Origin of the sequence: Enterobacter sp. MGH119 (assembly GCF_001037675.1) — a bacterium.
In the GTDB taxonomy this organism is placed as follows: domain Bacteria; phylum Pseudomonadota; class Gammaproteobacteria; order Enterobacterales; family Enterobacteriaceae; genus Enterobacter; species Enterobacter hormaechei_C.
In genome coordinates this window covers 140,779-167,480 of record NZ_KQ089931.1, presented here as the reverse complement: position 1 = coordinate 167,480, position 26,702 = coordinate 140,779, and the positions used below count along the sequence as shown (strand labels likewise).

24 protein-coding genes, 1 tRNA gene and 2 pseudogenes are annotated in these 26,702 nt (G+C 52.6%); 14 read left to right on the top strand and 13 right to left on the bottom strand.

The annotated features are described in order from the left end of the window. The first annotated feature begins 28 nt into the window (after positions 1-28). The 3 genes from SK53_RS15530 (at position 29) to SK53_RS15520 (ending at position 4,346) form a co-directional block, all read left to right on the top strand. On the top strand, positions 29-850 hold the full coding sequence (locus SK53_RS15530) for an alpha/beta fold hydrolase (RefSeq protein WP_048209762.1): 822 nt from the start codon (positions 29-31) through the stop codon (positions 848-850). A gap of 131 nt (positions 851-981) precedes the next feature. Further along, a complete protein-coding gene (locus tag SK53_RS15525; RefSeq protein WP_032608431.1) occupies positions 982-3,045 on the top strand; it encodes an McrB family protein in 2,064 nt (687 codons plus the stop codon). Beyond that, entirely contained in the window at positions 3,042-4,346 is a 1,305-nt protein-coding gene (locus SK53_RS15520; RefSeq protein WP_045897450.1) for an McrC family protein, read from the top strand. The genes SK53_RS15525 and SK53_RS15520 overlap by 4 nt, the downstream gene beginning before the upstream one ends. Positions 4,347-4,380: 34 nt before the next feature. Here the strand turns inward: SK53_RS15520 and SK53_RS15515 are convergent, their stop codons facing one another. Further along, positions 4,381-5,775, bottom strand: coding sequence for an MFS transporter (locus SK53_RS15515; protein ID WP_048209761.1), 1,395 nt, complete (start codon positions 5,773-5,775; stop codon positions 4,381-4,383). A gap of 45 nt (positions 5,776-5,820) precedes the next feature. Beyond that, the gene (locus tag SK53_RS15510; protein ID WP_048209760.1) at positions 5,821-6,909 is read right to left on the bottom strand and encodes a cellulase family glycosylhydrolase; all 1,089 of its coding nucleotides are present in this window, start codon (positions 6,907-6,909) and stop codon (positions 5,821-5,823) included. Between the two features lie 185 nt (positions 6,910-7,094). Here SK53_RS15510 and SK53_RS15505 point away from each other — a divergent pair, with 185 nt between their 5' ends. Next, positions 7,095-8,102 carry a LacI family DNA-binding transcriptional regulator gene (locus SK53_RS15505; RefSeq protein ID WP_048209759.1) on the top strand — a complete coding sequence of 336 codons (1,008 nt, stop codon included), beginning with the start codon at positions 7,095-7,097 and terminating at the stop codon, positions 8,100-8,102. On the opposite strand, the gene fosA is transcribed toward SK53_RS15505, so the two are convergent. Then, a complete protein-coding gene (fosA, locus tag SK53_RS15500; protein WP_048209758.1) occupies positions 8,088-8,513 on the bottom strand; it encodes a FosA/FosA2 family fosfomycin resistance glutathione transferase in 426 nt (141 codons plus the stop codon). The two genes, SK53_RS15505 and fosA, sit on opposite strands and share 15 nt — an antisense overlap. A 199-nt stretch (positions 8,514-8,712) precedes the next feature. Here fosA and trpS point away from each other — a divergent pair, with 199 nt between their 5' ends. Beyond that, on the top strand, positions 8,713-9,714 hold the full coding sequence (trpS, locus tag SK53_RS15495) for a tryptophan--tRNA ligase (RefSeq protein ID WP_048209757.1): 1,002 nt from the start codon (positions 8,713-8,715) through the stop codon (positions 9,712-9,714). A gap of 44 nt (positions 9,715-9,758) precedes the next feature. Here trpS and SK53_RS22875 read toward each other — a convergent pair whose 3' ends face one another. Further along, the gene (locus SK53_RS22875) at positions 9,759-10,214 is read right to left on the bottom strand and encodes a SymE family type I addiction module toxin (protein ID WP_075262537.1); all 456 of its coding nucleotides are present in this window, start codon (positions 10,212-10,214) and stop codon (positions 9,759-9,761) included. Between the two features lie 299 nt (positions 10,215-10,513). On the opposite strand from SK53_RS22875, the gene SK53_RS15485 reads away from it, so the two are divergent. Then, positions 10,514-11,383 carry a phosphorothioated DNA-binding restriction endonuclease gene (locus SK53_RS15485; RefSeq protein WP_048209756.1) on the top strand — a complete coding sequence of 290 codons (870 nt, stop codon included), beginning with the start codon at positions 10,514-10,516 and terminating at the stop codon, positions 11,381-11,383. Positions 11,384-11,410: 27 nt separating this feature from the next. Here SK53_RS15485 and SK53_RS15480 read toward each other — a convergent pair whose 3' ends face one another. Next, on the bottom strand, positions 11,411-12,673 hold the full coding sequence (locus SK53_RS15480; RefSeq protein WP_048209755.1) for a DNA cytosine methyltransferase: 1,263 nt from the start codon (positions 12,671-12,673) through the stop codon (positions 11,411-11,413). A gap of 89 nt (positions 12,674-12,762) precedes the next feature. On the opposite strand from SK53_RS15480, the gene SK53_RS15475 reads away from it, so the two are divergent. Beyond that, positions 12,763-13,479: a PmeII family type II restriction endonuclease gene (locus SK53_RS15475; RefSeq protein ID WP_029882215.1), complete on the top strand. Its 717-nt coding sequence runs from the start codon at positions 12,763-12,765 to the stop codon at positions 13,477-13,479. A gap of 321 nt (positions 13,480-13,800) precedes the next feature. Next, a pseudogene (locus SK53_RS15470) lies at positions 13,801-14,158 on the top strand (phage polarity suppression protein); the annotation flags it as partial. A 5-nt stretch (positions 14,159-14,163) separates the two neighbouring features. Here the strand turns inward: SK53_RS15470 and SK53_RS15465 are convergent. After that, positions 14,164-14,307, bottom strand: a complete 144-nt coding sequence (locus SK53_RS15465) for a hypothetical protein (RefSeq protein ID WP_048209754.1) — start codon at positions 14,305-14,307, stop codon at positions 14,164-14,166. A gap of 190 nt (positions 14,308-14,497) precedes the next feature. Here SK53_RS15465 and SK53_RS15460 point away from each other — a divergent pair, with 190 nt between their 5' ends. After that, positions 14,498-16,894: an SIR2 family protein gene (locus SK53_RS15460; RefSeq protein ID WP_082137261.1), complete on the top strand. Its 2,397-nt coding sequence runs from the start codon at positions 14,498-14,500 to the stop codon at positions 16,892-16,894. 38 nt (positions 16,895-16,932) lie between these two features. Here SK53_RS15460 and SK53_RS15455 read toward each other — a convergent pair. From SK53_RS15455 to rraB, 5 genes and pseudogenes are all read right to left on the bottom strand, one after another. Then, positions 16,933-18,143, bottom strand: a pseudogene (locus SK53_RS15455) (tyrosine-type recombinase/integrase). A 198-nt stretch (positions 18,144-18,341) separates the two neighbouring features. Then, positions 18,342-18,426 (bottom strand) — tRNA-Leu (locus SK53_RS15450). A gap of 106 nt (positions 18,427-18,532) precedes the next feature. After that, positions 18,533-19,255, bottom strand: a complete 723-nt coding sequence (locus tag SK53_RS15445; RefSeq protein WP_048209752.1) for a hypothetical protein — start codon at positions 19,253-19,255, stop codon at positions 18,533-18,535. Positions 19,256-19,285: 30 nt separating this feature from the next. After that, the gene (miaE, locus tag SK53_RS15440) at positions 19,286-20,044 is read right to left on the bottom strand and encodes a tRNA isopentenyl-2-thiomethyl-A-37 hydroxylase MiaE (RefSeq protein ID WP_048209751.1); all 759 of its coding nucleotides are present in this window, start codon (positions 20,042-20,044) and stop codon (positions 19,286-19,288) included. Positions 20,045-20,090: 46 nt separating this feature from the next. After that, positions 20,091-20,516 (bottom strand): ribonuclease E inhibitor RraB, encoded by a 426-nt coding sequence (rraB, locus tag SK53_RS15435; protein ID WP_003862940.1) that lies wholly within the window; start codon positions 20,514-20,516, stop codon positions 20,091-20,093. 99 nt (positions 20,517-20,615) lie between these two features. Between rraB and SK53_RS23835 the strand changes: the two genes are divergently transcribed. The 5 genes from SK53_RS23835 (at position 20,616) to xynR (ending at position 23,650) form a co-directional block, all read left to right on the top strand. Next, the gene (locus tag SK53_RS23835; protein WP_213014347.1) at positions 20,616-20,711 is read left to right on the top strand and encodes a putative translational regulatory protein ArgL; all 96 of its coding nucleotides are present in this window, start codon (positions 20,616-20,618) and stop codon (positions 20,709-20,711) included. After that, complete coding sequence (gene argF / locus SK53_RS15430; protein ID WP_048209750.1) at positions 20,681-21,685, top strand: ornithine carbamoyltransferase; 1,005 nt, start codon at positions 20,681-20,683, stop codon at positions 21,683-21,685. Before SK53_RS23835 ends, argF begins: the two co-directional genes overlap by 31 nt. A gap of 277 nt (positions 21,686-21,962) precedes the next feature. After that, a complete protein-coding gene (locus SK53_RS15425) occupies positions 21,963-22,238 on the top strand; it encodes a CHAP domain-containing protein (RefSeq protein WP_075262536.1) in 276 nt (91 codons plus the stop codon). Between the two features lies 1 nt (position 22,239). Continuing rightward, on the top strand, positions 22,240-22,692 hold the full coding sequence (locus SK53_RS15420; RefSeq protein WP_048209749.1) for a DUF3828 domain-containing protein: 453 nt from the start codon (positions 22,240-22,242) through the stop codon (positions 22,690-22,692). A gap of 199 nt (positions 22,693-22,891) precedes the next feature. After that, positions 22,892-23,650 carry a DNA-binding transcriptional repressor XynR gene (xynR, locus tag SK53_RS15415; RefSeq protein WP_048209814.1) on the top strand — a complete coding sequence of 253 codons (759 nt, stop codon included), beginning with the start codon at positions 22,892-22,894 and terminating at the stop codon, positions 23,648-23,650. A gap of 4 nt (positions 23,651-23,654) precedes the next feature. Here xynR and SK53_RS15410 read toward each other — a convergent pair whose 3' ends face one another. Next, on the bottom strand, positions 23,655-25,265 hold the full coding sequence (locus SK53_RS15410) for a glycoside hydrolase family 43 protein (protein ID WP_048209748.1): 1,611 nt from the start codon (positions 25,263-25,265) through the stop codon (positions 23,655-23,657). An 11-nt stretch (positions 25,266-25,276) separates the two neighbouring features. Further along, positions 25,277-26,659, bottom strand: a complete 1,383-nt coding sequence (locus SK53_RS15405; protein ID WP_048209747.1) for an MFS transporter — start codon at positions 26,657-26,659, stop codon at positions 25,277-25,279. Positions 26,660-26,702 lie beyond the last annotated feature (43 nt).

Genomic DNA, 26,702 nt, shown 5'->3' with positions numbered 1-26,702 from the left:
ATAACCATCACCTGTACAGGAACACACTATGGCAACGTTTAAGGCACAAGACGGCACGCAGATTTACTACAAAGATTGCGGCGCGGGCAAACCGGTTCTCTTCAGCCACGGCTGGCCGCTGGACGGCGACATGTGGGACAGCCAGCTGAACTACCTGGCCGAGCGCGGCTTCCGCGCCATCGCCTTTGACCGTCGCGGCTTTGGCCGCTCGGATCAGCCGTGGAACGGCTACGACTACGACACCTTTGCGTCCGACATTAACGACCTGATCACCACGCTGGATCTGCGCGACGTGACGCTGGTGGGCTTCTCCATGGGCGGCGGCGACGTGACGCGCTACATCAACAACTACGGCAGCGAACGCGTTGCCGGTCTTGCCCTGCTGGGCGCGGTCACGCCCATTTTCGGCAAATCCGATAGCTACCCGGAAGGGGTGGATCAGAGCGTGTTCGACGGCATTCGCGACGGGCTGCGTAAAGATCGCGCCCAGTTCATCAGCGATTTCGCTACCCCATTCTACGGCACCAACGCCGGGCAGACCGTTTCTGCCGGTGCCCTGACGCAGACGCTGAACATCGCCCTGCTGGCGTCCCTGAAGGGCACCATCGACTGCGTAACCGCGTTCGGCGAAACCGACTTCCGCCCGGATATGGCGAAAATCGACGTGCCGACGCTGGTGATCCACGGCAGCAACGACCAGATCGTGCCGTTTGAAACGACCGGCAAGCTGGCGGCAGAGATGATCAAAAACGCCACGCTGAAGGTGTACGACAACGCGCCGCACGGCTTCGCGCTGACCCACCAGGATCAGCTCAACGAAGATCTGCTGGCGTTTGTGAAGTCGCTGTAAGTCTGAGGGCTGATGCCAACGGCGACAGCCCCCTTTTCACCTCAACCCACCTGAACAAGCAGTGACACTATTCAGATTAATCCTATAAAATACTGACCTTTACCGCCTTTACCCGACTTCCGGAGTTTATGATGGTTCAGGATCGCACCGCGTTAGCCCCCTTCTTTAATGAGCATATCAATAACAACAGCCGATACAGCCCTAAATGGGGGCCAGCCTATCACCAGATGGTCAAACGCGTAGCGACAGAGCGACCCGAGTTTCGTGATCAAAGCCTTATCAAGGCACTTTGGTATGAACGCTCCAACGGCGTCGCCAGCATTAAACAGGGTGGAATGTCGCAGAACGAATACAATGCGGCCCAGATTCACCTGCGGGAAATCACAACCCTGATGGCACAGGGCTGCACCCCGGCCGTATATGAAAAGGTGGTCAACAAGCTACAGGCGCTTAAGGCCAAATCCATTCTCAAGAAACAGTACTGGGCGTTGTGTCACCGGGCTTTTGCCACGCTGTACCCTGAGCGGGTTTCGAACGTGGTAAATACCAAAATGTTTTCCCGCATTTATAACTACTGTAATAACCGCTTCGGGCTTGGGCTCGCCGGGAAAGGGACGTGGTTTGAAAAAAACCTGGAGCTGAAGGCGGCTCTGAACCGCGAGCTGGGCGGCCATGTAGACCCTGTCGAACTCAATATGTCGCTGTGGCATCTCTACACGCATTTCATCAAAGATAAGAGCGATATCGGCCTGGTAGGTAGCGAGTCCTGGGCCGAAGACGACGATCAGGATACGGATGAGAGCGTGGCGGATGTTCCACTGAACGTCATTCTCTATGGCCCTCCGGGGACGGGTAAAACCTATTCCACCGTTGAGCATGCCGTCCGTGCCTGTGAACCCGCTGAGTATTCCCGCCTGCTGGATGGCCTTCAGGGCAGTGATTACCGAAACGCACTTAAAGCGCTTTATGACCGGCTGGTCTCCGAACAGCGCATCCGCTTTGTCACTTTCCACCAAAGCTTTGGTTATGAAGAGTTTATTGAAGGGCTACGCGCCGATACCACCCGTGACGGTAACGTTCGCTATGACATTAAATCCGGCGTCTTTAAGCAAATCTGTGAGGATGCGGCGTTTGGTTACGCAGGTGAACAGCTGGCGCTGAACGAGGCGCTATCAAAGTTTCAAAAAGAACTGCTGAATGGCGAAGCCGCCACGCTCAAAACGACATCAGGTAAACCGTTCGGCGTCACCTATAAAAGTGAAACGAACTTCGGCATCTTCCCTTTAAACAGCAAAAAAGGGGATCTGGGGAATGGATACAACGCCTACGTGAAGGACATCAAAGCTTGGTATCAGAACAACGGGATTGATATCCACAACGAGTCGTATGTCCGGGGTATCCTCAACTATCTTCATGATAATTATAATCTTCCCGTCACACCGAAAAAAAATGCACCGGCAAAACGCCAGAACTACGTGCTGATTGTTGACGAGATTAACCGTGGCAATATCTCCAAAATTTTCGGAGAGCTCATCACCTTAATTGAGAAATCCAAGCGCATGGGTGAACCCGAGGCCCTGAGCGTGACGCTACCCTATTCGGGCGAAAAATTCAGCGTGCCAAACAACCTGTTCCTGGTCGGCACCATGAATACCGCGGACCGTTCCCTGACCGCTCTGGACACCGCCCTGCGCCGCCGCTTCGAGTTTAAGGCCATGCTGCCGAAAGCCTCCATTCTGGAAGGCCACGTCATCAAAGGTATCGATCTCAAACGGCTACTGCAGATGCTCAATGAACGCATTGAGGCACTGTACGATAGCGAGCACACGCTCGGGCACGCTTTTTTCATACCGGTAATTGAGACGGAGGACGATGACGTTGCTTTCGCCCGTCTGCAGCGGGTGATTAAAAATAAAGTGCTGCCGCTGCTGGAGGAGTACTTTTACAACGACTGGCAGAAAATTCGTCTGGTCCTTGGAGATAACCAGAAGCAGGATCCCGCCCTGTGCTTCATCCGTTCGATCAAAAACGAGGGAAATATTCAGCGGCTGTTTGGAACGGATGCATCGGACGATCTGCAGGAAGAGGGAGAGCGCTATCACCTTGCAGGCGAAGACGATCCTGTCTGGAATAATGCCATCGCCTGGCGTCAGATTTACGATGCAGGTGCGCGAGGCGCGGAGAACGACGAATGACCGGGCGGCGGCAGTGGTCCACCTTTGAATACGGTTATCTGGTCAGTAAAGAGGACAGCGGCCGGGTTAAGGACGCAGTGGAGCTTCCTCCGGCCTGTTTTGCGTGGCTGGAGAAATGCTGCCTGAACGACGATGCGGAATACGACGCGCGCCTGCTGACGCTGAAAACGGTCGGGCGCGTGAAGGTGCTGCAGGTGAAAAACTATGTCGGCGTCATTGCGCTGCCGGGAGGAGCGTTCATCGAGGTGTTGCCAAAGACCGGCCATGATAACGCCCGCGAACAGCTGATGATGATGCTGCGCACGCTGAAAACCTTCCGGCACATCGCCACAACCTCCGCCAGTATCAAAACCTCGCGCATGCCGCTGATGGATATCTTTATTCATCAATTTATCCAGAGCGTCCAGGCGGTCCTGCAGCAGGGTCTTAAGCGTGACTACCTTCGCCAGCAGGAGAATCTACCGTGGATGAAGGGAAAACTGCGGGTTTCAGCACAACTGTCGACAAATAGCGTTCGCCGGGATCGCTTTCAGGTGGAGTATGACGAGTACAGTGTTGACCGACCGGAGAACCGCATTCTCAAAACGGCCATCGATACGGTTTCGCGCCTGACCCGCAACCCTCAGCTCATCCAGCAGCTTCGCCCCTTGCAGTCGGCCTTCGAAGGTATTCCTCCCGTTGTTGATACCGCACACGCGTTCGATCTGGTTCGCCTCGACAGGCATATGCATCACTATGAACAGGCGCTGGAGTGGGCCAAATTGATCCTACACGGGGAGTCACCACTTTGTATGCAGGGTCATGCTGATGCCATATCGCTGCTCTTTCCAATGGAAGCGGTATTTGAATCATTTGTTGCGGCGTGGATGAGGCATCATCATCATCAACGTTACCAAATTGATACCCAAGCAAAAACACACACTCTGGCTCGATATCACACCAGGTATATGTTTAGACTCAAGCCGGATATCTGGCTTCGCCCGTATAACACGTCGAAACATTCTTCAATTATTTGCGATACGAAATGGAAAAAGATTAAGCCTCATAAACCTGGCTTTAACATTTCGCAAAGCGATCTTTACCAGATGCTGGCCTACGGAACGAAATATCTCGATAGCCGCGGCGATATGATCCTGATCTACCCGCAGCATGACGGTTTTAGCGATGCGCTTCCCCATCCCTTCGAACTTCATAAGCCGGACAGCCATGCGCTACGTTTGTGGATCGTCCCTTTTACCATCGGAACCAGTATTCAGAGCTCGATACTCCACCTCCCCGAGTCCCTGAAGCTGCGGAATTAGAAGCAGACGCCTGCAAAGCAGGCGTCTGAAGCGATTAATTGACCGATACCGGGCGGGTCAACGCCTCATCCACGATGCCATTCTGCTCGCTCCCCCGCCTGCGTTCTGCCAGCAGCCGACACACTTCCGCATGCTTCTCCTCGGTAAAGGTAAAGCGCGACATAAAGCCCATGCGGATCAGCGACCCAATCGCCGGCAGCAGGCAAATCCCGAAGAACAGCCCCGACAGCACGCTATCGCTCTGGGCCTGCGCCTGCGGCACATAGTCGATCATCGTCAGAAACACGCCGATTAACCCGCCGCCTACCGCCACCGACATCTTGCCGGTGAAGGTCTGCCCGGAGAAGGTGATCGCCGCGCAGCGCTTGTTAGTGTGGTACTCCGCGTACTCGATGGTGTCGGCAATCATCGACGAGGTGAGGATGTTGGTCATCATCACGAACAGCGTGCTCAGGCCGAGCAGGATAAACAGCAGCGCCGTGTGCTGATAGCCCGTGAACCACATCACCACGCGCACCGCCACGTCCAGCCCGCAGAGGATCATAAACAGCTTCCGCTTCTGCATCCGGCGCGTCAGCATCGGGGCGACCAGGCACAGCACCGCCGCCACAATGCCCATCACGCCAATCGCCATTTGCAGGCTGCCGTCGCCCATATTGTTGATAAAGAAATAGATATAGAGCCCGCCCGCCACGTTGTGGAACACGCAGAAAAAGAACGACAGCAGGACGATAAACAGCGGCTTGTTCTGGCGCAGGTTGTGGAAGGTGTCGCGGATGGTCACCTTTTCCGGGCTCGGCGGCACGCGCTCTTTGATCTGCATAAAACCGTTGAGCATCAGCGGCAGCCCCACCAGCATCATCACCAGCGCCGCCATAAAGTAGCCTTTATCGTTGCTGTACCGGGCGAAGAACGCCGCCAGCTTCGGGAAGAAGATGTTGGCGCAAGCGATCCCGGCGTTCACCCCGAGCATTGCCGCCGTCACCGCGCGGGTGCGCTGGGCGGAGTCGTTGGTCATCACCGACGACATCGACCAGAACGGGATATCGGAGATGGCGTACAGCGTTCCCCACAGGATATACGTCACACCGGCGTAGAGGATTTTGGTGGTCATATCCGCTTCGATTTTATAGAACGACAGCAGCGTGACGCCGGTGATCAGCAGCGGCGCGATCAGCAAAAAGTGGCGAAACTTGCCGAACCGGCTGTTAATGGTGTCCATAATGCTGGCAAACAGCGGATCGTGAACTGCGTCCCATGCACGGGCAATCAGGAAGATGGTGCTCGCCGCCAGCGCCGAGATCCCCAGCACGTCGGTGTAAAAATAGTTAATAAACGAACCCACTAAACCAAAGCTAAAACACTGACCTAAACCATAGCCAAAGTAGGACCATAACTCGCGAGACGGTATTTTCATTGTCGTTGCCATAGTGCGTACCTGGTTGCCCGGCGACAGCGCGCCGGGTCGTTATTATTAGCCCTGCGGATCCGGGGCGATTTTGCGCAGCTTCTTCATCAGCGCGATTTCAGCGCGTGAAAACGGGATACCGTTCTCCTCGAACACGTCGTGGAACCAGAGGCGGCAGTAGTCCGTGGACTCCTTCATCACCACCGGCCACGGCAGCCAGGTCTGGGTTTTGCCGCGCACCAGCCCCCACTGGTACGGCGCGACCTTCGCCGCGTACATCAGCGGGAGCTGCTCTTCGATGGTGCTGCCCACGTGGCGCGCCAGCCATTCGGTGCAGAACAGCGGACGGCCAAGCTGTTGCAGCTGCTGAATAATCGCCGTCATGCGCCCCGTGTGGGTGTAGGCGTGGAAGCTCACCACGTCCGAGAGCGCCAGCGCGGTCTGGTCCAGCGGATGCTGGAAGAACGTCTCGCCCTCCTCTTCCGGCGGCAGGCGCCACGCGCAGACGGTGAGCGGCTGGGTCGGGTCCTCCTCACGCACCCACCGGAACGCCAGCTTCATCAGCTCATGGGCGCAGGTCTCCAGCTTCGCGTCGTACTGCACCTCCTGCGTGCCCGTCGCGAAAATGCCGCGGTTGCCCGGCTCGTTGTAGAGATCCCACAACAGCACGCGCTTATCGTCGCGGAACTGGCGCACAACGTCGCGGATATAGCGCTCAATCTGCGGCCAGCAGTCGGGATCGCACACTTTGTCGCGCCCCGGGCTCGCCGCCGCCTGGCTGTTGTGTTTGCCCGGCACTGGCGGCTTTTGCGGGCCGAGGTACGGTTCGTCGCCGGAGAAGCCGCAGTCGTCCATCAGGGTCAGCATGGTGCTGAAGCCGTGACCGTCGGCAATCGTCAAAAAGCGGTCGATGCGCGCCATCAGCCCGTCGCGGTCATGCTCCCAGACGATAAACGGCAGGTTGATGCGCAGGGTGTTATAGCCCGCCTCCGCCGCCCAGCCCAGCTCGCGCTCGATGGTTTCGGCATCGAAGGTCTCTGCCTGCCAGATATCGGTCCAGTTCACCGCCGTCGACGGCAGATAGTTAAACCCGCACAGCCAGCCTTTTTGCTGATACCACGCCTGTGCCTGCTCCCTGCTCCACTGCTCTTTCATTACGCGTCCTCTTACTGATAATATTTAGCTAATAAATATTAGTTGCAGGATAAATGCGCAAATCACGGCGTTGAGAAAAGCGATGCCCCTCACAAAGTTCACGCTTCGATGATTGAGAAACGTGATCGACGGCGCTAAAGCGTGCGGTTAGGGTATGATGCGAATTCGCGAAAGGGAGAGGACGGATGAAGCGAAAAACGAAAGTGACGATGAACGATATTGCGCGGGCGGCAGGGGTGTCGCAGGCGACGGTATCGCTGGTGCTCAACCAGTCCCGCAACATCAAGCTCAGCGACGACACCCGCCAGCGGGTCATCGGCGTCGCTACCGAGCTCGGCTACGACCGCCTCCCCGCCATTCACGCTCCGCGCAACCAGGAAGAGATCGCCCTGCTGGTGAGCTCCATGCAGAGCTTCGACCCGTTTATCGACGCCATCAGCCAGGCGCGGGAAGCGGCGTGGCGCAACGAGACCCTGCTCACCGTCTACGACTACGGCGACGACATCGAGCTGGCGCTGAACATCATCCGCCAGCTGGAGAAGCGCAACTGCATCGGGATTGTCCTCGCCTCACCGGTCACCACGCTGGTGGACATGACGGCCTTCCAGGACTGCACCCGCATCCCGCTGGTGCTGCTCAACCAGCGCGACCCTGGCTCGCCGCTGCTGCCGTCGTTTATCCCGGACGACTACGCCAACGCCTTCCAGGTCACTAAACACCTCATCGCCTGCGGGGCCACGCGCATCGCCCACATCACCGGCGAGAGCTGGATGGAAGCCTCGCGCCAGCGTCTGGCGGGCTACCAGGCCGCGCTGCAGCAGGCCGGACTCGCGTGCGACGACGGTCTGGTGCGCCAAACCAACTGGCAGTTCAGCGAGTCCTTTACCGCGACAGCTTCGCTGCTGGAACTGGCCGAGCGCCCGGACGCCATCTTCTGCGCCAGCGACTGGCTGGCGATTGGCTGCTACCAGGCGCTGGCGGTGAATGGCGTGCGTATCCCGCAGGACATGCTGCTGGCGGGCTACGACGACCAGAAGATCTCCGAGCAGCTCACCCCGCCGCTGACCAGTATCCAGCTGCCCTACAGCGAGCTGGGACGGCTGGCGGTGGAGTACCTGTGCAATCAGGAAGATGCCGCCACGCACGTGACGCTGGCGGGCAGGCTGAAGGTACGCGCCTCAAGCCTCGTCTGAGGCAAACACCATGCCCGAATAGGGCTTCTCGCGACACGCCGCCAGCCGCGCGGCGAGGCTGCCCACGTGCAGCTCCAGCTTGTGCCCGTCCGGGTCGAGAAAATAGAACGACGCCCCCTCGCTTTTGTTCTGCTTCCAGACGGTGACGCCCGCCTGCTCCAGCCTGTGCGAGAACGGTTCAAAATCTTCTTCCGTGACGGTAAACGCGTAGTGGGTGTAGTCGCTCTCCTGCGGCGGCACGTACTGGCGCGCCTCGTCGAACGACAGGCAGACCCACAGATCGCCGCAGGTGAGATAGGCCCCGGTATTCCAGCGGGCGTGCAGGGGCAGCCCCAGCAGCTCGTGCCAGAAGGTGACGCTTTTTTGCAGGTCGCTGACCGCGAGGGTCAGGTGGTTGAGAGATTGCAGCATGACGAGCCCTTTTGTTTTTCGCGCCGGACGTGGTACGGTAAAGAGATGAACATAAACCACGCCGTGCTCACCGTAAACCGCTGGTGGCTGCCTTCTTAAAGGCGGCACGGAGTAGTTTTCCCCATTTTCAGATAGCCGCCGAAAGGCGGCTTTCTCACATCTCAGACCCCTTTCGGCAACTGCACATTAAGGAGTCTTTATGAACACGCAAACCATCCTCACCGGCGACCGCCCAACCGGCTCGCTGCACCTCGGCCACTTCGTCGGATCGCTGCGCCAGCGCGTGGCGCTCCAGCACACGCACAACCAGTTTGTGCTAATTGCCGACCTGCAGGGGCTGACCGACAACGGCAGCAACCCGCAGAAGATCCGCGATAACATCCCCGAAGTGCTGGCCGACTACCTCGCCGCCGGCATCGACCCGAGCCTGACCACGATCTGCCTGCAGTCCGCCCTGCCCGCCCTCGCCGAGCTGACGATGCTGTATATGAACATCGTCACCGTCGCCCGCGTGGAGCGTAACCCAACGGTGAAAAACGAGATTGCGCAGAAGGGGTTCGCCCGCTCGCTGCCGGTCGGGTTTATGGCCTACCCCATCAGCCAGGCGGCGGACATCACCGCGTTTAAGGCCGAGTGCGTGCCCGTCGGCGACGACCAGCTGCCGATGATTGAGCAGACCAACGAGATTGTGCACAAGATGAACAGCCTGCTGCCCGCCCCGGTGCTGCGCCACTGCAAGGCGATGCTGAGCGACACCAGCCGTCTGCCCGGCATTGACGGCAGCGCCAAGATGTCGAAATCGCTGGGCAACACGCTGCACCTTTCGGCCAGTGAAGAGACCATTCACCGTGCGGTGAGCGCGATGTACACCGACCCGAACCACCTGAAGGTGAGCGACCCGGGGCAGATTGAGGGGAACGTGGTGTTTACGTACCTCGACGCGTTTCACCCTGACAAGGAGAAAGTGGCGGCGATGAAGGCGCACTATCAGGCGGGCGGGCTGGGTGACCGGGTATGTAAGAACGAGCTTGAAGCGTGCCTGCAGGAGTTGATTGCGCCGATGCGGGAGCGGAGGGCGATGTATTTGCGGGATAAGGGGGAATTGATGGCGATGCTGAAGCGCGGGACGGAACGGGCGCAAGGGGTGACGCAAGGGACGTTGAGGGAGGTGAAGGTTGGGCTGGGGGTGCCGGTATTTTGAAACGCAGCTTAAATAATAATCCCGGCCCAGAGCCGGGATTTTTATCAGGCGTTGCGCTTAATTATCGGAATATCGCCGGTGTCATTTAACGCTCCCGGAAATGTTTTTAACCACTGCGCGACTTTCTGCTTATTGATATTCACCACGCTCATACCCTCCAGGCATCCCCATAATTCTCTTGTATGCTGTGGCGTAATCACGATGCAGTCTTTCATGGCGCGGATTTTTACGGGCATGCCGTTGATAAAGCCCGCGCGGGTTAACCACTCGCCACCCAGAAGAAGGTATTTCATGTCTATGCGTGCATAGAGTTCGCAGCAGGCGGCACTGTCCTGCGGCGTTTCCGCGCGAGGGTGGACGGGCGCCGCGTTGGGCTGGTTGCCGTGAAGTCGGCGGGCGCTGTTTTTGCGTACCAACTCGCGGTTTTCAATCATGCCGGTGAAAGCGTCTGATTCTGTTTTGCAAACAGTAAACTCTGGCTTAAAATTCGTCGCAGCCATTTTCAACTCCTCAGTAGTTGTTGTGGTTAGCGGTATGGGGGTGTTGCAGCACCTTCATATCGCGAATTCCTCGTTAAATTCTCTTTGATACTTTCTTTGCCGTTCGGCGTAATTTGTGGTGCTCATTATACAGGGCTGAATATAAATACAGCGGTTTTGGGTGGGGTAAATTTGGAATTTGCGAGGAGGATTCAGGAAATAGGGTTGGGTTCATTAAGGTCATATTTTTGTTGGTTACGGGTTGATTGGTCTGGGTTTTGCGAGCATCATCGCAATTATTTACTTTCTTCCGTAACGCGATGGCTTCCAGCAAAACTCTCGAACAGGCGATTGCCGACATCACCATCTGGCGCAAAGGCGAACAACGTGCGCCGCATAAGCCTTTATTGCTTCTGTACGTGCTGGCGAACTATCAGCAGGGACATGCGCGACTCTTTGATTACGGAACCGAGGTTCACGAGCAGCTGCTTAGCCTGTTAGAACGCTTTGGCCCACAGCGGAAGGCACATTACCCAAATATGCCCTTCTGGCGGCTCAATAGGGACGGGTTTTGGGATCTTCAGAATACTGAGTTCTGTTCAACTACTGGCAGTAAACAACCGCCTGTTAAAGAACTTGTGGAACATAATGTCGCAGGCGGGTTTGATGAAGAACACTTTGCGCTGCTGAGTAAGAACAAAAACCGGATCGGCTCGCTGGCGCAGCAGATCCTTGAAGCGCACTTTCCTGAAAGCATTCAGGAAGAGATCGCGGATGAGATGGGTTTTGATATCCAGCAAATCCGCAAGATTCGCGATCCGCTGTTCCGCCAGCAGGTGCTGCGTGCGTATAACTATGAATGTGCCATCTGCGGATTCAACATGCGGCATGACAATGCCTCTGTTGGACTTGAAGCCGCGCATATCAAGTGGAAGCAGTTTGGCGGACCGTGTGAGATCCCAAACGGACTGGCGTTGTGTTCAATTCATCATAAAGCGTTTGATAAGGGCTCGATCGGGCTAGATGATAGTATGCGGGTACTGGTGTCTGAGGCGGTGAATGGGAATGGGATCGTTGGGCGGTTGTTCTGGGATTTTGCCGGGAAGCAGATTGCGTTGCCAATGGTGAAAGGGAATTATCCAAGGGAGGGATTTGTGGAGTGGCATCGGAGGGAGGTGTTTAAGAGTTAATCAGGCAGCCAAAGGCTGCCTATTAGATTAGTTTGATTCTATATCATTAAGTAGGCGAACAAGAGATCGTCCCAATGCTGCAGCCATATTTACCGGAACGGCGTTTCCTATTTGACGATAAATAGCTCCAAGTGATCCTTTAAACTCCCATTCATCAGGGAAAGTCTGGATCCTAGCATATTCACGTATCTGCAATGGCCTAGTTTCCACAGGGTGACATCTTTCAGTTTGTTTTTGCGCCGGGGAAGTTGTAAGGGTTAAGCTAGGCTCATCAAGCGATAAGCGTCTCGCCATTCCGGTTTTACCACCGCCAAGAAAGTAACTTCCTTGCATATATTCTTTTTGAAGTTCAATACTAAGATCTTTCCAATATCCACCTGGTGGAACAAAGGACATGATTTCCTTTTTCCTTAACGGATATAATTGGCCAGGAGAATCAGGAACATCTGTAGAATAAAGCTCTCCCGCATAAAAAGCATCCCTAAGAGTCAGGACTCGCTTATAAGGTGAGGGCCATTTAAATACAGCGCGTTTTGCGAGATCTTTTCTAACGCCAACAAGAATAAGCCTCTCTCGCTTTTGTGGAACTTTATAAAACATTGCCTTGAGAACTCTTGGTTCAACAAGCTCATAACCAAGCTCATGAATAATTTCACGGATTATTTCAAGGGTTCTTCCGTTTTCATGTGTTAACAGACCTCTAACATTTTCCGCCATAAAAACTTTCGGCTGTAATTCTTTTACAGCACGTGCAAATTCAAAGAACAGTGTACCTCTTGTATCTTCAAATCCTAATTTTTTACCTGCATAAGAAAATGCCTGACATGGAAAGCCACCAGTTAAAACATCAACATCTTCACTGATCTTAGTGAAATCTATACTAGATATGTCTCCTTCAACAACATTCCAATGCGGTCTGTTGTGTCTGAGTGTTGCACAAGCTGCTTTATCTAATTCATTGAGAAAGATGCTATCAAATCCAGCTTTTTCAAGCCCAACAGCCAAGCCGCCGCCACCAGCGAAAAGTTCGACTAACTTATATGAGCGAGAAGGAAAAATATGCTCTTCCGTTTCCCACTCGCTACTAATCAATTGATTTATCTCTGGAAAATGAGATAAATCCTGTAGATTAAATAAAACTTTATCGCCTGGTGTTGACGACGGGCTCAAGATCCCTTTAGAAACCCAAGCATCTAGTGTACGCTTTGATTCTGAAAGGATATCAGCAAGCACTTCGAGCGAAAGATACTCATTACTCGTTTTAGGGAAAAAATCTTGGACATCAGACATATGACGCTTCCAAACTTGTTAAACACTGTTTTATTATACAGTATTTACAAGCGTTTGTTTAGCGTTTTGTTATGAAAATTGAGGAAGATATGGAAGACAAAGATTTGATTTTGGAGCAAGTAAAACAATGGTTTAGTCAATCCATTGCAGCAAATCATATCAAGAATACGGTTAAACTTGTAAATCCAAATGAATTTGACATAAATCCTTTTCTAACAATTTATTTAGCAAAATATTTAACCGGTGAAGCATCTGCACAGAGCATAGCCAGAGCGTTGATATTGCCGAGGGTCTTAGGAACTTCTATAACTACTTCATTCGGTCAAAACATGCAAAATTTCATTAGTATTTTAAGGGAGTCGTACGGGAGTACAACTTCTGGAGTAGACATAGAATTTATAGACCAAATAGATGGTCATAGAAAATATTGCCAAATTAAAGCCGGGCCTAATACTATTAATAAAGATGATGTAGAATCGATTACCGGACATTTTAGAGACGTACTAAATTTAGCAAGAACTAATAATCTTCGAATACCGCATGACGATCTTATCATTGGTGTCCTTTATGGTGAACAATCAGATTTAAATGCAAGCTATAAAAGGATCACAAAACAATATTACCATCCTATTTATACGGGTAAAGAATTCTGGCATAGGCTAACTGGTGATGAGGATTTCTATTCTGACCTGATAGATGCAATTACTTCTGTTGCTACCGATGCAGATTTCAGCGAAAGATTAGAGGATGTAATAAATGAGTTAGCAAGTAATGAGAAAATAATTGCTCTTGAAAAACTCAACTAAAAAACAATCGCATGTTTCTTATGTAAACATGCGATTAAAAAATTAATTTTCCAAAATTAATCACTTTATAAAAAATAACATAATCACAAGGCTCATCTTTTTCATTTAAAATCAAAAAAAAAAAAAAATAGGACTTGCCCCACCGAAAGAAACAAAACAAAAAATAATGCAACAACAATAAAATATCAAATAAACGTGGCTCTTAGTTGATATTTCTGTCATTGGATTTATTTATAGCATAGGGACAGTAATAATGTTACTCAATTGCACAGGAGCAAATATTTTTATCTGGTTTATTTCACAAAAAATTATTTTTAAGATATACGTTCGCATGAGGTGGTGCAGCGCATCAGCATCCGCGACCGTTTAAAAGATTTTATGCAGGCACACGGCGCGGAGCTGGCCGCCGCCCTTGCCCCTGAGCTGATGAATTATTACGTGCAACATCCTGCAGTTCAGTGCTGTGCCATGCAGCACTCACTCAACTATCTTCGCGAGGTGCTACAACTCTGGCTGGCAGTCGGTGAAAAAAATTAATTATTCGGCGCAGGATAATGACATTTTTACGGCCATCGGATTCAGGCCTGACGCGGCCTCGCGCGATGATAATCGTGAAGAATTCACACCTGCACAGAGCCTGAATTACACCCGCCGCCGTGCAGAACTGGCCGCGCAGTAGTCCGCTTAAAAATTCCCGAAAATCCCGCCATTTTTACGTAAAAAAGCCATGCATGCATAAGGTGCATGGTTTTGCATGCGTTTTACCGATACTGGAACACCCACCAGCGCCAGCACTGGCGCGCCCTGAGGCCGGTCATGCACCTGCATGAAAAGCGCCCCCTTAAGCGGGCAGGCGGGGCGGGGAGAGCATTGCGCGCATTGCTCTCTACTAATTAAAAAAATGAATAGTGTTGCCGAAATCTTAAGTTCCCCCCACCCCATTGATCGAATCGGATTATTCTGATAAAAATATAAGGTATACATTAACAATAGATAATAAAAAATCAAGAGGGATCAAATGAGTAAGATATCTTATTATCAACACAATTCAACCGAGATAGTTGACTTACTATCAAATTGCTTTTCAAATAATAATTTAATTCCAATAATTGGTTCTGGTTTCACTGTTGGCTGCCAAACAAAGGCAAGAAAAAGGGTTCCCTCGGGAACTCAGCTTTCAGATAAAATGATCGAAATGATTGTTGAAGAAAAGAAGCTAACCGTAGACAAAAAAGAAAAACTAAAACAAAAAAAATTTAGTGAAATTAGTGATTTTTTCTTTAATGACGAATGGGTTGACAAGGAAAGAAGAAATAAATATCTCATTGAGAGCTTTGATGGAGTAGAGCTGGATAGTCAAAAAAAAGGGTTTATTCGAGATATTAAATGGCCATATATTTATACCCTGAACGCGGATGATGCGATAGAAAACTGTTCTGAATATAAAGTGGCACTCCCTTACGATGCGCATTTATCTTTTGAATCGAAAAATCACCCGACTTTATATAAAATTCACGGTGACATTCAATATGAAATGAGACACGAAGTTAGCAGACTTATTTTTAAAAGATCAGACTACTTAACTTCGTTAGAGTCTAACCGAAGAATGCTGGAATTATTGCAATTAGACTTTAAAGAAAAAAATATAATCTATATTGGATGCAGTCTGACGGATGAAATTGATTTAGCATTCGCTATCGCTCAACAGTCACAATCCGAAAGGAAGCAAACTCAAAACATAATATTTCTAAATGAAAAACTCGATGAAATTGATGAACAAGATTATATCAACATGGGGATTAACAGTATAATATTGTTTGACAAAGGTAAATACGAGCAAATATACACCTTAATTAATTCAGCTTATCAAAAGTCTGCCAAAAGCACTCCTGAACTTGAAGAGTTTAGTCACTCTATTAAAGTATTATCAAATTCTCCAGAAGATAACAGAGATTATTTTTTAACTGGCATAGCTCATATTAACAATGGAGAACGTTATAGCAGTCAAGTTATCCCTTATTTTTATGGAAAAAGAAAAAATGAAGATGATATTGCAAAATCACTACGCGAAAAGGATGTTGTTATAATAAAAGGTGCCCGGGTATCTGGACGCACTTTGCTTTGTTACAAATTGTTAAGCAACATTCAAGATAGAAAAGTCTTCGTCATAAACTCAAACAACAAGTTAAACAACCACTCTTTAAATAAACTTATTGGTCAAGATAACTCTGTAATCTTTTTCGATTCCAATGTCCTTGATGTTGAATTATTAAAAAAAATAAGACTACAAAAAAGATTCCTCAAAAACAAAAAAACAACAATCTTATTGTGTTCTGATCTTAACAATAGCGACGAGGAATATTTTTTAGATGCTGATGATTCAAGTATTGTTTATACTTTGTCGAACAAACTTTCAGAACCAGAGGTTTCAAAAATAAATGAAAGTGCAATAAAAGTACGACTCCCAACTTTCACCAAAGGAAAATACCTCCTAGATAAAATATTTAATGTTTATCAAGTCCTTGGCGAGAGTAATTACTTGAGTAAAATCGTCGCAAGTCAAGAATTATATATTTGTTTATGTGTTATCGCTACTAAATATAGCATTACCGGGCAGGAAATAATAACTGGGGGTATTAACCTCAATCAAACAAAAGAGATTTGTGAGAACTACTCACCCTACCTTGAAATAGAAAAAATAAAGAACGAAGAAAAATATGACCACACAAGCTTTAAGATAACATCTTACGCTTCAAGCTGGGTTGTAGCATTGCTGAGAGAGTTTTACCGCAGTAAAGGTAAAGATTGGTGTGTAGATAACATTATTAGCTTCTTAAAAAATACATACCCGCGTGATAAAGTTCTAGCCACTTCGATAAGAAAGTTTGATAATTTAAACCATATATTTACAGAGGGGCACAAAGGTGCGGCTGATTTAATAATCGATATATATAACCGCCTTCAAGATATTGAAGGTCAGGAACCTGACTTTTACGTTCAGAAGGCGAAGGCGTACTACAACATATATCATGGAAGTAATTTATCAGATGAAATCAACAACAGAATTAGAGAGCTAAATACAGCATTAACCTGGGCGCAGTCATCTAAAAACATTACAGCGGAAAGAAACATCATTCATATTACTGCATTACTATGGATTCAAAAAATGAATTTACTCGACATCGAGTCTATAACTGAGCATGAATTTTCGCAGTCATTAACCTGTATTTTAAGAGCAGTCGATAATGTTGGTAACAATAGTTATAGCGATACATTATTAAGTAGTAAAAGTAAATCAGCGATAAATCTTAAGCAGTATATTGATAAGATTGAAAATTCACATGGCCGGTTATCTTTCCTACTTAAATTTAAACTGGAATGGAACGGATTGAAGTCAAAGACATACTTCAATTGATCCTATTGACCTTGCTGTTTAAAATAGCAAGGTCACTTTTAATACTTCGAAGTTTTTTTCGCAAAACCAAAAGGAGATATAATATTCATTCGATTATCATCCAAATAATCAGCCCACCACTGCACCATTAGCCTACGCTCATCCAAATGCTCAGAAGTATGAATATAAGCCGCACGTACATAATTACGATCCGAGTGGCTCAACTGCCGTTCTATCGCGTCATCACTCCATAAACCTGACTCACCTAAAGCACCACGTGCCATCGTTCTAAATCCGTGGCCGCAAACTTCTGTCTTAATGTCATAGCCCATCGTTCGTAATGCACTATTCACGGTGTTTTCACTCATGACCTTTGTTGCGTCGTGATCCCCCGGAAAGAGCAGTTCTTTATCACCACTGATTTGCTTGAGCTGCTCTAACAACTACACAGCTTGTAGGCTAAGTGGAACAATATGTTCCTCTTTCATCTTCATGCCACGGTACGAGTAACGCACGCCTTTTATCTCTTCTCACTTCGCCGGTATGCGCCAGAGAGCCTTTTCAAAATCAAACTCATCCCAACGGGCAAAACGCATTTCGCTAGAGCGAACAAAAGTCAGCAGTGAAAGCTCGACCGCGATCCGTGTCATTACACGGCCACGATATTCGGCAAGACGAGCAAGAAACTCAGGGAAGCGGCTAGAGGGAAATGCGGGATAGTGTCGCGCTTTGGTTGTCGATAACGCACCGGCCATGTCACTGGCTGGATTTAAGTCGATGTAATCGTTCTGTACGGCATAACGCATTATGGCCGTGACGCGCTGTTGCAGGCGCTGTGCGACGTCGTGTGTTTACCACTGGCATCAACTTTTTTAATCGGGGCTTACAGGTGACTAGTGTTGAGCTGGCGGATGTCGGACGAACCAATATGAGGGGAGATATAAAGCTCAAGCTAACGTAGAACGCGCGATCGGTGATCTTCACTCCAGCGCTTATTGCTGGCATGCCATTCACGAGCGATAGTTTCGAAAGTATATGCCCCCGAATTCTCGGCCTGAGCTTCTTTCCGTTCGGCTTTTGAATCAATGCCCTGCGCTAACAGCTTTTTAGCTTCATCGCGCTTTGCTCTTGCCTGAGCAAGCGTCACAGTAGGCCAAACACCAAAAGCGAGGCGATCCTCTTTTTGGTCTGAGGGACGTCTGTATTTCATGCGCCAGTATTTAGAACCTTTGGCCGAAACCTCGAGATACAATCCACCACCATCGACCATTTTGTAGGTTTAGTCTTTTGGCTCTGCGGTCTCGACCTGACTACCGTTGAGCTTCATTTGGGGGTACATTTCTAATCGAAGTTAAAATGTCACCAATGACATCAGGATTTCAACGGACAACTGAGGATGTGAAAATCGCTGCAGGTATTGATTTTTAAGGAATAATTGGACTTTATCGGATGATCTTGAAAGTACTAATGGTGCCGAAGGCCGGACTCGAACCGGCACGTATTTCTACGGTTGATTTTGAATCAACTGCGTCTACCGATTTCGCCACTTCGGCACTGAAGGGGATGCGGAAACGTTGTGGATTATACCTGTCGCGCGCCGCCATGCAAGCGACGACGCGCTAAACCCGCGCTAAGTGCCCAAAAAACCAGCGCCCTTCGTCAGTCCAGCTCAGAAACCGCCAGCCGAATCACCCCCGCCGCCTTCTGCTCCGGCAGCGCCAGCACCTTGGCCCACATCTCCTGCACCATATCGCAGGAGAGCTTCTCTTTGCCCGCCGCCTTCTCCGGCATCTGCAACAGCTGGATATCCTCGCCGTACTGATCGGCAAGTTGCTTCATAATCGGTCGCACATCCTCGACGGCCGCCTCACGCTCGGCCTGGGTCACGGTGTGGCGGTTTTTGCCGTAGGCCGCGCGCATCATGTCCGCATCGGCCTGCATGCGCCGCGCCATCAGGTCTTTATCCAGCATGCGCATCGGGTTGATGCCGCCCTTCACCATCGGGTAGAGGAAGCGGAAGCAGGCGTCGTCGCTCACCTTCTGGATGGCGGCGGTCTGCTCCATGTTGATGGTCATGTAGTTCACCACGTTGGCGTCCGGGGCGTTTTGCAGGCGCGTCATCTGCAGATGCAGGATCTGCGGCTGGATGGTGTCGATAATCTGCTGCTCCGGCTCGCCCGCTTTTTGCAGGGCAGCCATCTGGTCGAGGATGCGCTGATGCAGCGCGGGCTCCTGCTCCTTAATCACCTGCCAGGCGGGCATCGCGTTGAGGGCGTTATCCATCTGCCGTTCCGGAGCGCGCTGCCTGTCGAAAAACACCCAGAACGCCACGGCGGCAGCCGCAATGACGACAATCACAATACGGGTCCACTTTTTATTCATCTCGCATCCTTATCCTTGAGTTATGCCGGGTTACACCGGCACGCCGCTGTGGAAGCGAAACTCGTGGTCCGGTGTCGAGATAAGTGTGGCTTCAATTTCGCCAAAATGCTGTATGCGCGGTGAGATATCGTCGTCGCTTACCTGCTGGGCCAGCGTCAGGTAGTCCTGATAGTGGCGCGCTTCCGAGCGCAGCAGCGAGAGATAGAACTTCTGTAGGTCGTCGTCGAGGAACGGGGCCAGCGCGGCAAAGCGTTCGCAGGAGCGGGCTTCGATATAGGCGCCGCAGATGAGCTTGTCGATAAGCGTCAGCGGCTCGTGGGTGCGAACGTCCTTCAGCATCCCTTTGGCGTAGCGGCTGGCGGTGATTTTGACGTACGGAATGTCGCGCGCCAGCATCGCCTCGCGCACCTGCCAGAAGTGGTGCAGCTCCTCTTTAATCAGCAGCACCATGCTGTCGATGAGCGCCTGGCCCCACGGGTCGTCGGTTTTGGGCATCACGCTTTTGCCGATCTGCCTGTGCAGGGCGATGAAGTCCGGCTCCGGGCCGTCGCGGAAGGTGAACTGTTCGTAGGGTTTGAGCCAGTCGAGCAGCGCGTCGGCACCGCTTTCGTCGGCGACGTATTTACGCACCAGCAGCAGCGCGGTCTGGGCGGCCTTGAGCTCGCACACCATGTGGTCGGTGAGCAGCAGCGGCAGGTTCGCCGGGTCGCGGGCTTTATCAATCCATGCTTGCGGGGTCGGGCACTGGAGGAAGTTGAGTACGGGGGCGAGTATCTGCGGGTAATCCATGGTTCTGCCTTGAAAAAGCGGTGGCGCGCGCCACCGCCTGAAACGCTTAGTGACGCACGCCGTCGTCGTCTTCGTCGACGTAATCTTCGTCGTCGCCTTCTTCGCCGTCTTCACCGTTCGGATCTTCGAAGTAGGTTCCCCAGCCGTCGTATTCCACTTCAAACTTCTCGGCCAGGTTCATCAGCTGTTCTACCTGCGCGTCGATCAGCTCCGCCTTCAGCGCGCCTTCGCTCAGGATGTCGCAGCAGATGACGGTGTCGCCCTCTTCCACTTCCAGCTCTTCCGGCTCGGTCACTTCGTAACCCAGCTTGAAGGCTTCCACGGCCATTTTTTCCAGCGCGTCGAAATCATCCGCAGAGAAATGGTGCTCGATGGTGTACAACGCGTCCGGATCGCTACCGTCTTCCAGCAGCTCTTCAATAATCAGACGCGTCTCTTCGCGTTGCTCTTCCAGTAATTCCGGGTTTGCCATGGCTCAATCCTCTTTAAAGTGCGGCAGATACTTCTATTTTCACACACGGACGGGTTTGCCTCCACCTTTGTTGGAAAGATTTGTGAAACGGGGTTGCAAATGAATAATTACACATATAAAGTGAATTTTAATTCAATAAGTGGCGTTCGCCATGTGAGGATAAAATGTCTGATCTGTACAAGAAACACTTTCTGAAATTGCTCGACTTTACCCCTACACAGTTCACTTCTCTGCTGACCCTTGCCGCACAGCTCAAAGCCGATAAAAAAAATGGCAAGGAAGTACAAAAGCTTACCGGTAAAAACATCGCGCTCATCTTCGAAAAAGACTCGACCCGTACCCGTTGCTCTTTCGAAGTTGCCGCATTTGACCAGGGCGCGCGCGTCACGTATTTAGGGCCGAGCGGCAGCCAGATTGGGCATAAAGAGTCAATTAAGGACACCGCGCGCGTGCTCGGGCGGATGTACGACGGCATTCAGTATCGCGGCCACGGCCAGGAAGTCGTCGAGACGCTGGCGCAGTATGCGGGCGTGCCGGTGTGGAACGGGCTGACCAACGAGTTCCACCCGACGCAGCTGCTGGCGGACCTGCTGACCATGCAGGAGCACCTGCCGGGCAAGGCGTTTAACGAGATGACGCTGGTCTACGCGGGCGACGCGCGCAACAACATGGGCAACTCGATGCTGGAAGCGGCGGCGCTGACCGGGCTGGATCTGCGCCTGGTGGCCCCGAAAGCCTGCTGGCCGGAAGAGAGCCTGGTGGCAGAGTGCAGCGCGCTGGCGGAAAAGCACGGCGGGAAAATCACCCTGACGGAAGACGTGGCGGCGGGCGTGAAGGGCGCGGACTTTATCTATACCGACGTGTGGGTGTCGATGGGCGAAGCCAAAGAGAAGTGGGCGGAGCGGATTGCGCTGCTGCGCGGGTATCAGGTGAACGCGCAGATGATGGCGCTCACCGGCAATCCGGACGTGAAGCTCCTGCACTGTCTGCCGGCGTTCCATGACGATCAGACCACGCTCGGCAAGCAGATGGCGAAGGAGTTCGATCTGCACGGCGGGATGGAAGTGACGGACGAGGTGTTTGAGTCGGCGGCGAGCATCGTGTTCGACCAGGCGGAAAACCGAATGCATACGATTAAGGCGGTGATGGTGGCGACGCTTGGGGGGTGATTGACTCCTCTGCGGTCTGGTGCCCTCACCCCAGCCCTCTCCCACAGGGAGAGGGAGAAAACACTCAAAACGACAACAGCGTTATCGTCGGGCAGAAAAATTCATTTTACTGACACTTTCTCAGATAGGCATTAACCATAATAGATATTTATATTTTTATTGACCATTATTTACTGAGTAGATAATGGTTAATATCAGATCATTATCAATTACAAAACACCGTATATTAGCGGCGTAATATTTCCTTATTGCTGCATTTCGTTAATAAGGATTATTTATGTCATGGAATAAGCATGAAGCTGTGTCGTATGCCCGCAGCCACGCACATCATAAAAATACCGGTTACTGCCCCCGCGCCGTTGCTGCAGCTATCCGCGCCGGAGGACTGAAGATTGATGGCGCTGATGCAAAAAACTTCTGGCGTTCTCTTGAGAAGGCAGGATTCAGTAAAGTGTATGACCCCCCTATTGAGGGTGATGTTGCAGTCATTGACGCATTGCCTGGTGCGCATCGGAAGATACGGCCAAAAATCACCCTTTACAGGCACTATTGATATGAAAAATATCTTACCGCTTCTCTTAATATTTTCTTTCTATGCAACGGCTGGCCTTTCTGATCCAATTGAGCTTGCTGTAAAATTTAACAGCTGGTACGTAAATCAAATCAACAAAGACATATTTCCCATTACTGATGGAAACGAAATAGATAAATATGTCACAGCATCAACAATGAAAAAACTCCGTCACGCGCAGGATCCTCGCTATGCAGACGAAGAGTTTTACGAGGCCGATATATTTTTAAAAGCGCAATACGTCGGCGATGACTGGCCGCAGAATGTAACAGCCATAGCAGGGGATACCGATCCAGTCTGTGTCAACGTATACATTGCATTCGGTAAAAAGAAGGACCACATAGTCATAGACTGCATGGTTAAAGAAGACAACTTATGGAAGGTACAGTCAGTTTCTGCTGTTGAATTTTCAAGAAACCTGACTATACCGAACTGAGCCAAACGACGTACCGGCAATGATATTGATACTGCGCGCTCTTTTTGCCGGGTGGCGTTGCGCTTACCCGGCCTACACAACCCGTAGGCCCGTGCAAGCGAAGCGCCGCCGGGCGAATCAGGCCAGCTCCATTTCATTGATTTTTCACCCCGAAAAAGGTACGTTTTCGCCTTCATTCCAGCGTGGACATGCCAGCATTATGCCGATTATTCAGTCTGTTGAACGTGCGTTGCAGATCCTCGACCTGTTCAACGAGCAGGCCACCGAGCTTAAGATCACCGACATCAGCAAACTGATGGGGCTGAGCAAGAGTACCCTCCACTCGCTGCTGAAAACTCTGCAGCTTCACGGCTATATCGATCAGAACCCGGAGAACGGCAAATATCGCCTCGGCATGAAGCTGGTCGAGCGCGGCCATTTTGTCGTGGGCTCCATCGATATTCGTCAGAAGGCGAAAGGCTGGCTGACGGAGCTGTCCCGGCGAACCGGGCAGACTACCCATCTGGGGATCCTGGACGGGCGTGAAGGGGTCTATATCGAGAAGATTGAAGGCAAGCTGGCCGCCATCGCCTATTCGCGCATTGGCCGCCGCCTGCCGGTTCACGCCACCGCCATCGGCAAGGTGTTGATTGCCTGGCTGGGCGAGGCCGAGCTGAACGCCCTGCTGGAGGGCTATCAGTACACCACCTTTACTCCCGCTACTCTCTCCTCTCGCGAAGCCCTAATAAGCGCCCTGGCGCAGACCCGCGAGCAGGGCTACGCCCTGGATAGCGAAGAGAACGAGCAGGGCGTGCGCTGCGTGGCGGTGCCGGTGTGGAACCATGAATCCCGCGTCATCGCCGCCCTGAGCCTGTCGACCCTGACCTCGCGCGTGGACGACGCAGAGCTGGCTAATTTCCGCGAACAGCTTCAGCAGGCCGGGCTCGCGCTGTCACGCGCGCTGGGCTACCCGGCCTGAGCCGTTAAACCGGCTCGTAGGTGAAGTAGTCGAAGTCCGCATGACAGCCGTCACCGCTGATGTCCTCGCAGTGCAGCCCCACAAACGCGCCGGTAAAGAAGCCGCGCCCGCCGATGTAGTCATCCGACAGCTTCCAGGCCTCATACGTCACCGGCACGGCGTGCCACGTCTCGCCGTCGAACGAGTAGCTGTAGCGGTAAACCAGCGTATCCACGTCCACCCGCAGCCATACGCTCTCCGCACTCTCCGGCACGGGAATCGGCTGCTCGTGCAGCGGCCATGACGGCACGTTGTGGTCAAGCTGGATCACCTTAATCGTTCTGCCCTGCCCCTCCTCGTAATCCACAAAGCAGTAGCTCCAGTTTTTGCTGTTGTAGTAGCAGGTCAGCCCCGCGCTCTGCTGGAAGTGAACCGGCGAGAACTGCATCCGCGTCTCCGCCCGGAAGGTGAAGTGCTGCCAGCGGCGCGCCACGGTCGACTGTGTAAAGGTCGAGTTGAGCGAGTCGTTGCCGTACAACCGTAAATAGCCGGGGCGCGCGGTGAGCGAGCCGAGGGTGTCGTCGAACGGAACGCGCAGGGTCTGCAGTTCCGGGTCGAGCGAACTGGCGTCGAAATCGTCCCGCCAGCTGCCCTGAACGGCTGCGGGCTGCTCCGCCACCTGCGGGCCTTTCACGGTCAGTTGCGCGTGCTTGCCGCCTTCCACGTACGGCCAGCCGTCGCGCCATTCAATGCGGGCGATACCGGTCTCGCGGCCCAGCGGACAGTAGCCGCGCCCGCTGGTGGCCAGCAGCGGCACGCCGGGCAGGCGGAGCGGGCGGCTGGTGAGGTAGGCCATATACCATTCCCCGGTGTGGGTCTGCAGCAGCGAGCCGTGGCCGCTCTTCTGCAGCGGGTTCTCCGGCAGGTGCCAGCTGGTCATCATCGTCACGTCCGGGTGCAGCTCGTACGGCCCGTCGATGGTTTTTGAACGCAGCACCACGACGGCGTGCTCGTAGCTGGTGCCGCCTTCGGCCACCATCAGGTAGTACCATCCCGCGTGGCGATACAGGTGCGCGCCCTCGGTGTAGCAGAGCGGCGTGCCGGTAAACAGGGTTTTACGCTCGGGCGAGAGCGTGCCAGTCTGCGGGTCAAACGCCTGCATCACGATGGTGTTGTGCGGGTTGCTGTGGTGGCGCGGCCCCCACGGACGGTAGAGGTAGTACTTGCGGCCATCGTCGTCGTGGAACAGGGACGGGTCAAACCCGCCGTTGCCCATCGGGATCGGCTCGCTCCACGGTCCCTCAATCGAGGGCGCAGTGACAAGGAAGTTGCGGCCGTTTTTCCACGGCGAGTCGACAATCTTCACGTCGGTGTAGAGCAGCCAGAATTTGCCGTCGGCGTAGCTCAGGCACGGCGCCCAGATGCCGCCGGAGTCCGGGTTGCCCTTCATGTCCAGCATCGACACGCGGTCCAGCGGCGTGCTGACCAGCGACCAGTTTTTCAGCTCACGGGAGTGGTAGATGCGCACGCCCGGGAACCACTCGAAGGTCGAAGTGGCGATGTAGTAGTCCTCGCCCTGGCGGCACAGGGACGGGTCCGGGTTGAAGCCGGTAAGGATTGGGTTAGTAATTTCCATATTGCCTCCGGTTAATGGGATGCGGCTGTCGCGGCGTCGGGAACGGCCTCGCCCTGCGCCGCGCGGTGCTTGATCAGCTGCTGGCTGATGGCCTCCACGCGGTCGTCGGTGAGCTTGTAGAACGACAGCATGATGAACATGCCCGCGTAGAGCACCACCGGCACTACGCAGAACAGAATTTTGATGGTGGTGAGCACCTCGACCGGCTGCACGCTGCTGCTGGCGGAGTAGTTCACGTACGCGAGGATCCAGCCCACCACCGCCCCGCCAATTGCCAGGCCAATCTTCAGGCTGAACAGATAGGTGGAGAACACCAGCCCGTCGAGGCGGCGCCCGCTGCGGCTCTCCTCGTAGTCCACCACGTCAGAGGCCATCAGCCACTGCAGCGGCGTGGTGGTGTTAAAGACGAACAGGAACAGGATGTTGAGGGCGAAAATCAGGGCAATATGCTCCGCCGGGGTGACGAAAATCAGCAGGCTGATCAGCGAGTAGGCGACGATGATCCACTTAAAGGCGGTGACGCGGTCGAAGCGGCCCAGCAGACGAGACGAGCAGAGCGAGCCGAACATGGTGGCGACGCTGCCGTAGAGTAAAAACTGCGTCGCCATCTCCGGGTGATCCATCACGTATTTCACGAAGTAGAGCGTCGCCCCGCCGCGCACCACGTTGGAGCAGGTCGCCATCATCTTGAACGCGCACATGATCCGCCATTGTCCGTTGCCCAGCAGCAGCTTAAGGTCTTTCGCCACTGACGAGCCCGGCTGCACCTCAAAGGTGTAACGCTCTTTGGTGGTAAAGAAGCAGACGTAGAGCAGCACCACGCCGCTCAGGCCCAGTACGCACATGGCGCCGAAATAGCCCACCTGCTCATTCCCCTTGCCGATGATGCTCACCAGCGGCAGGGCAATGCCGCTGATGGCGAGCGACCCCGCGGCGGCGAGGAAGAAACGCCAGGACTGAAGGGCGTGGCGCTCTTTCGGGTCGGCGGTGATCACCCCCGGCATGGCGCAGTACGGGACGTTAACGAAGGTGTAAACCAGGGTCAGGAGAATGTAGGTCGCGCAGGCGTAGATGATTTTGCCCTGCGCGGAGAAGTCCGGCGTGTAGAAGGTCAGCATGCAGACGATGCCAAACGGGATGGCGCCCCACAGCAGGAACGGGCGGAACTGGCCGTAGCGGGTACGGGTGCGGTCTACCAGCAGCCCCATCAGCGGATCGGTCACGGCGTCTAGCACGCGGGAGACCAAAAACAGCGTGCCCATAATGCCCGCGGAGAGACCGAAGACGTCGGTGTAGAAATAGGCCAGCAGGAACATGGTAGCCTGCCAGACGAAGCCGCAGGCGGTGTCACCCAGCCCGTAGCCAATTTTGTCTTTCATGGTTAATTGCGTCATCAGAATTACACCCTTATGTAGTGTGCTGAATTACAACATCGTG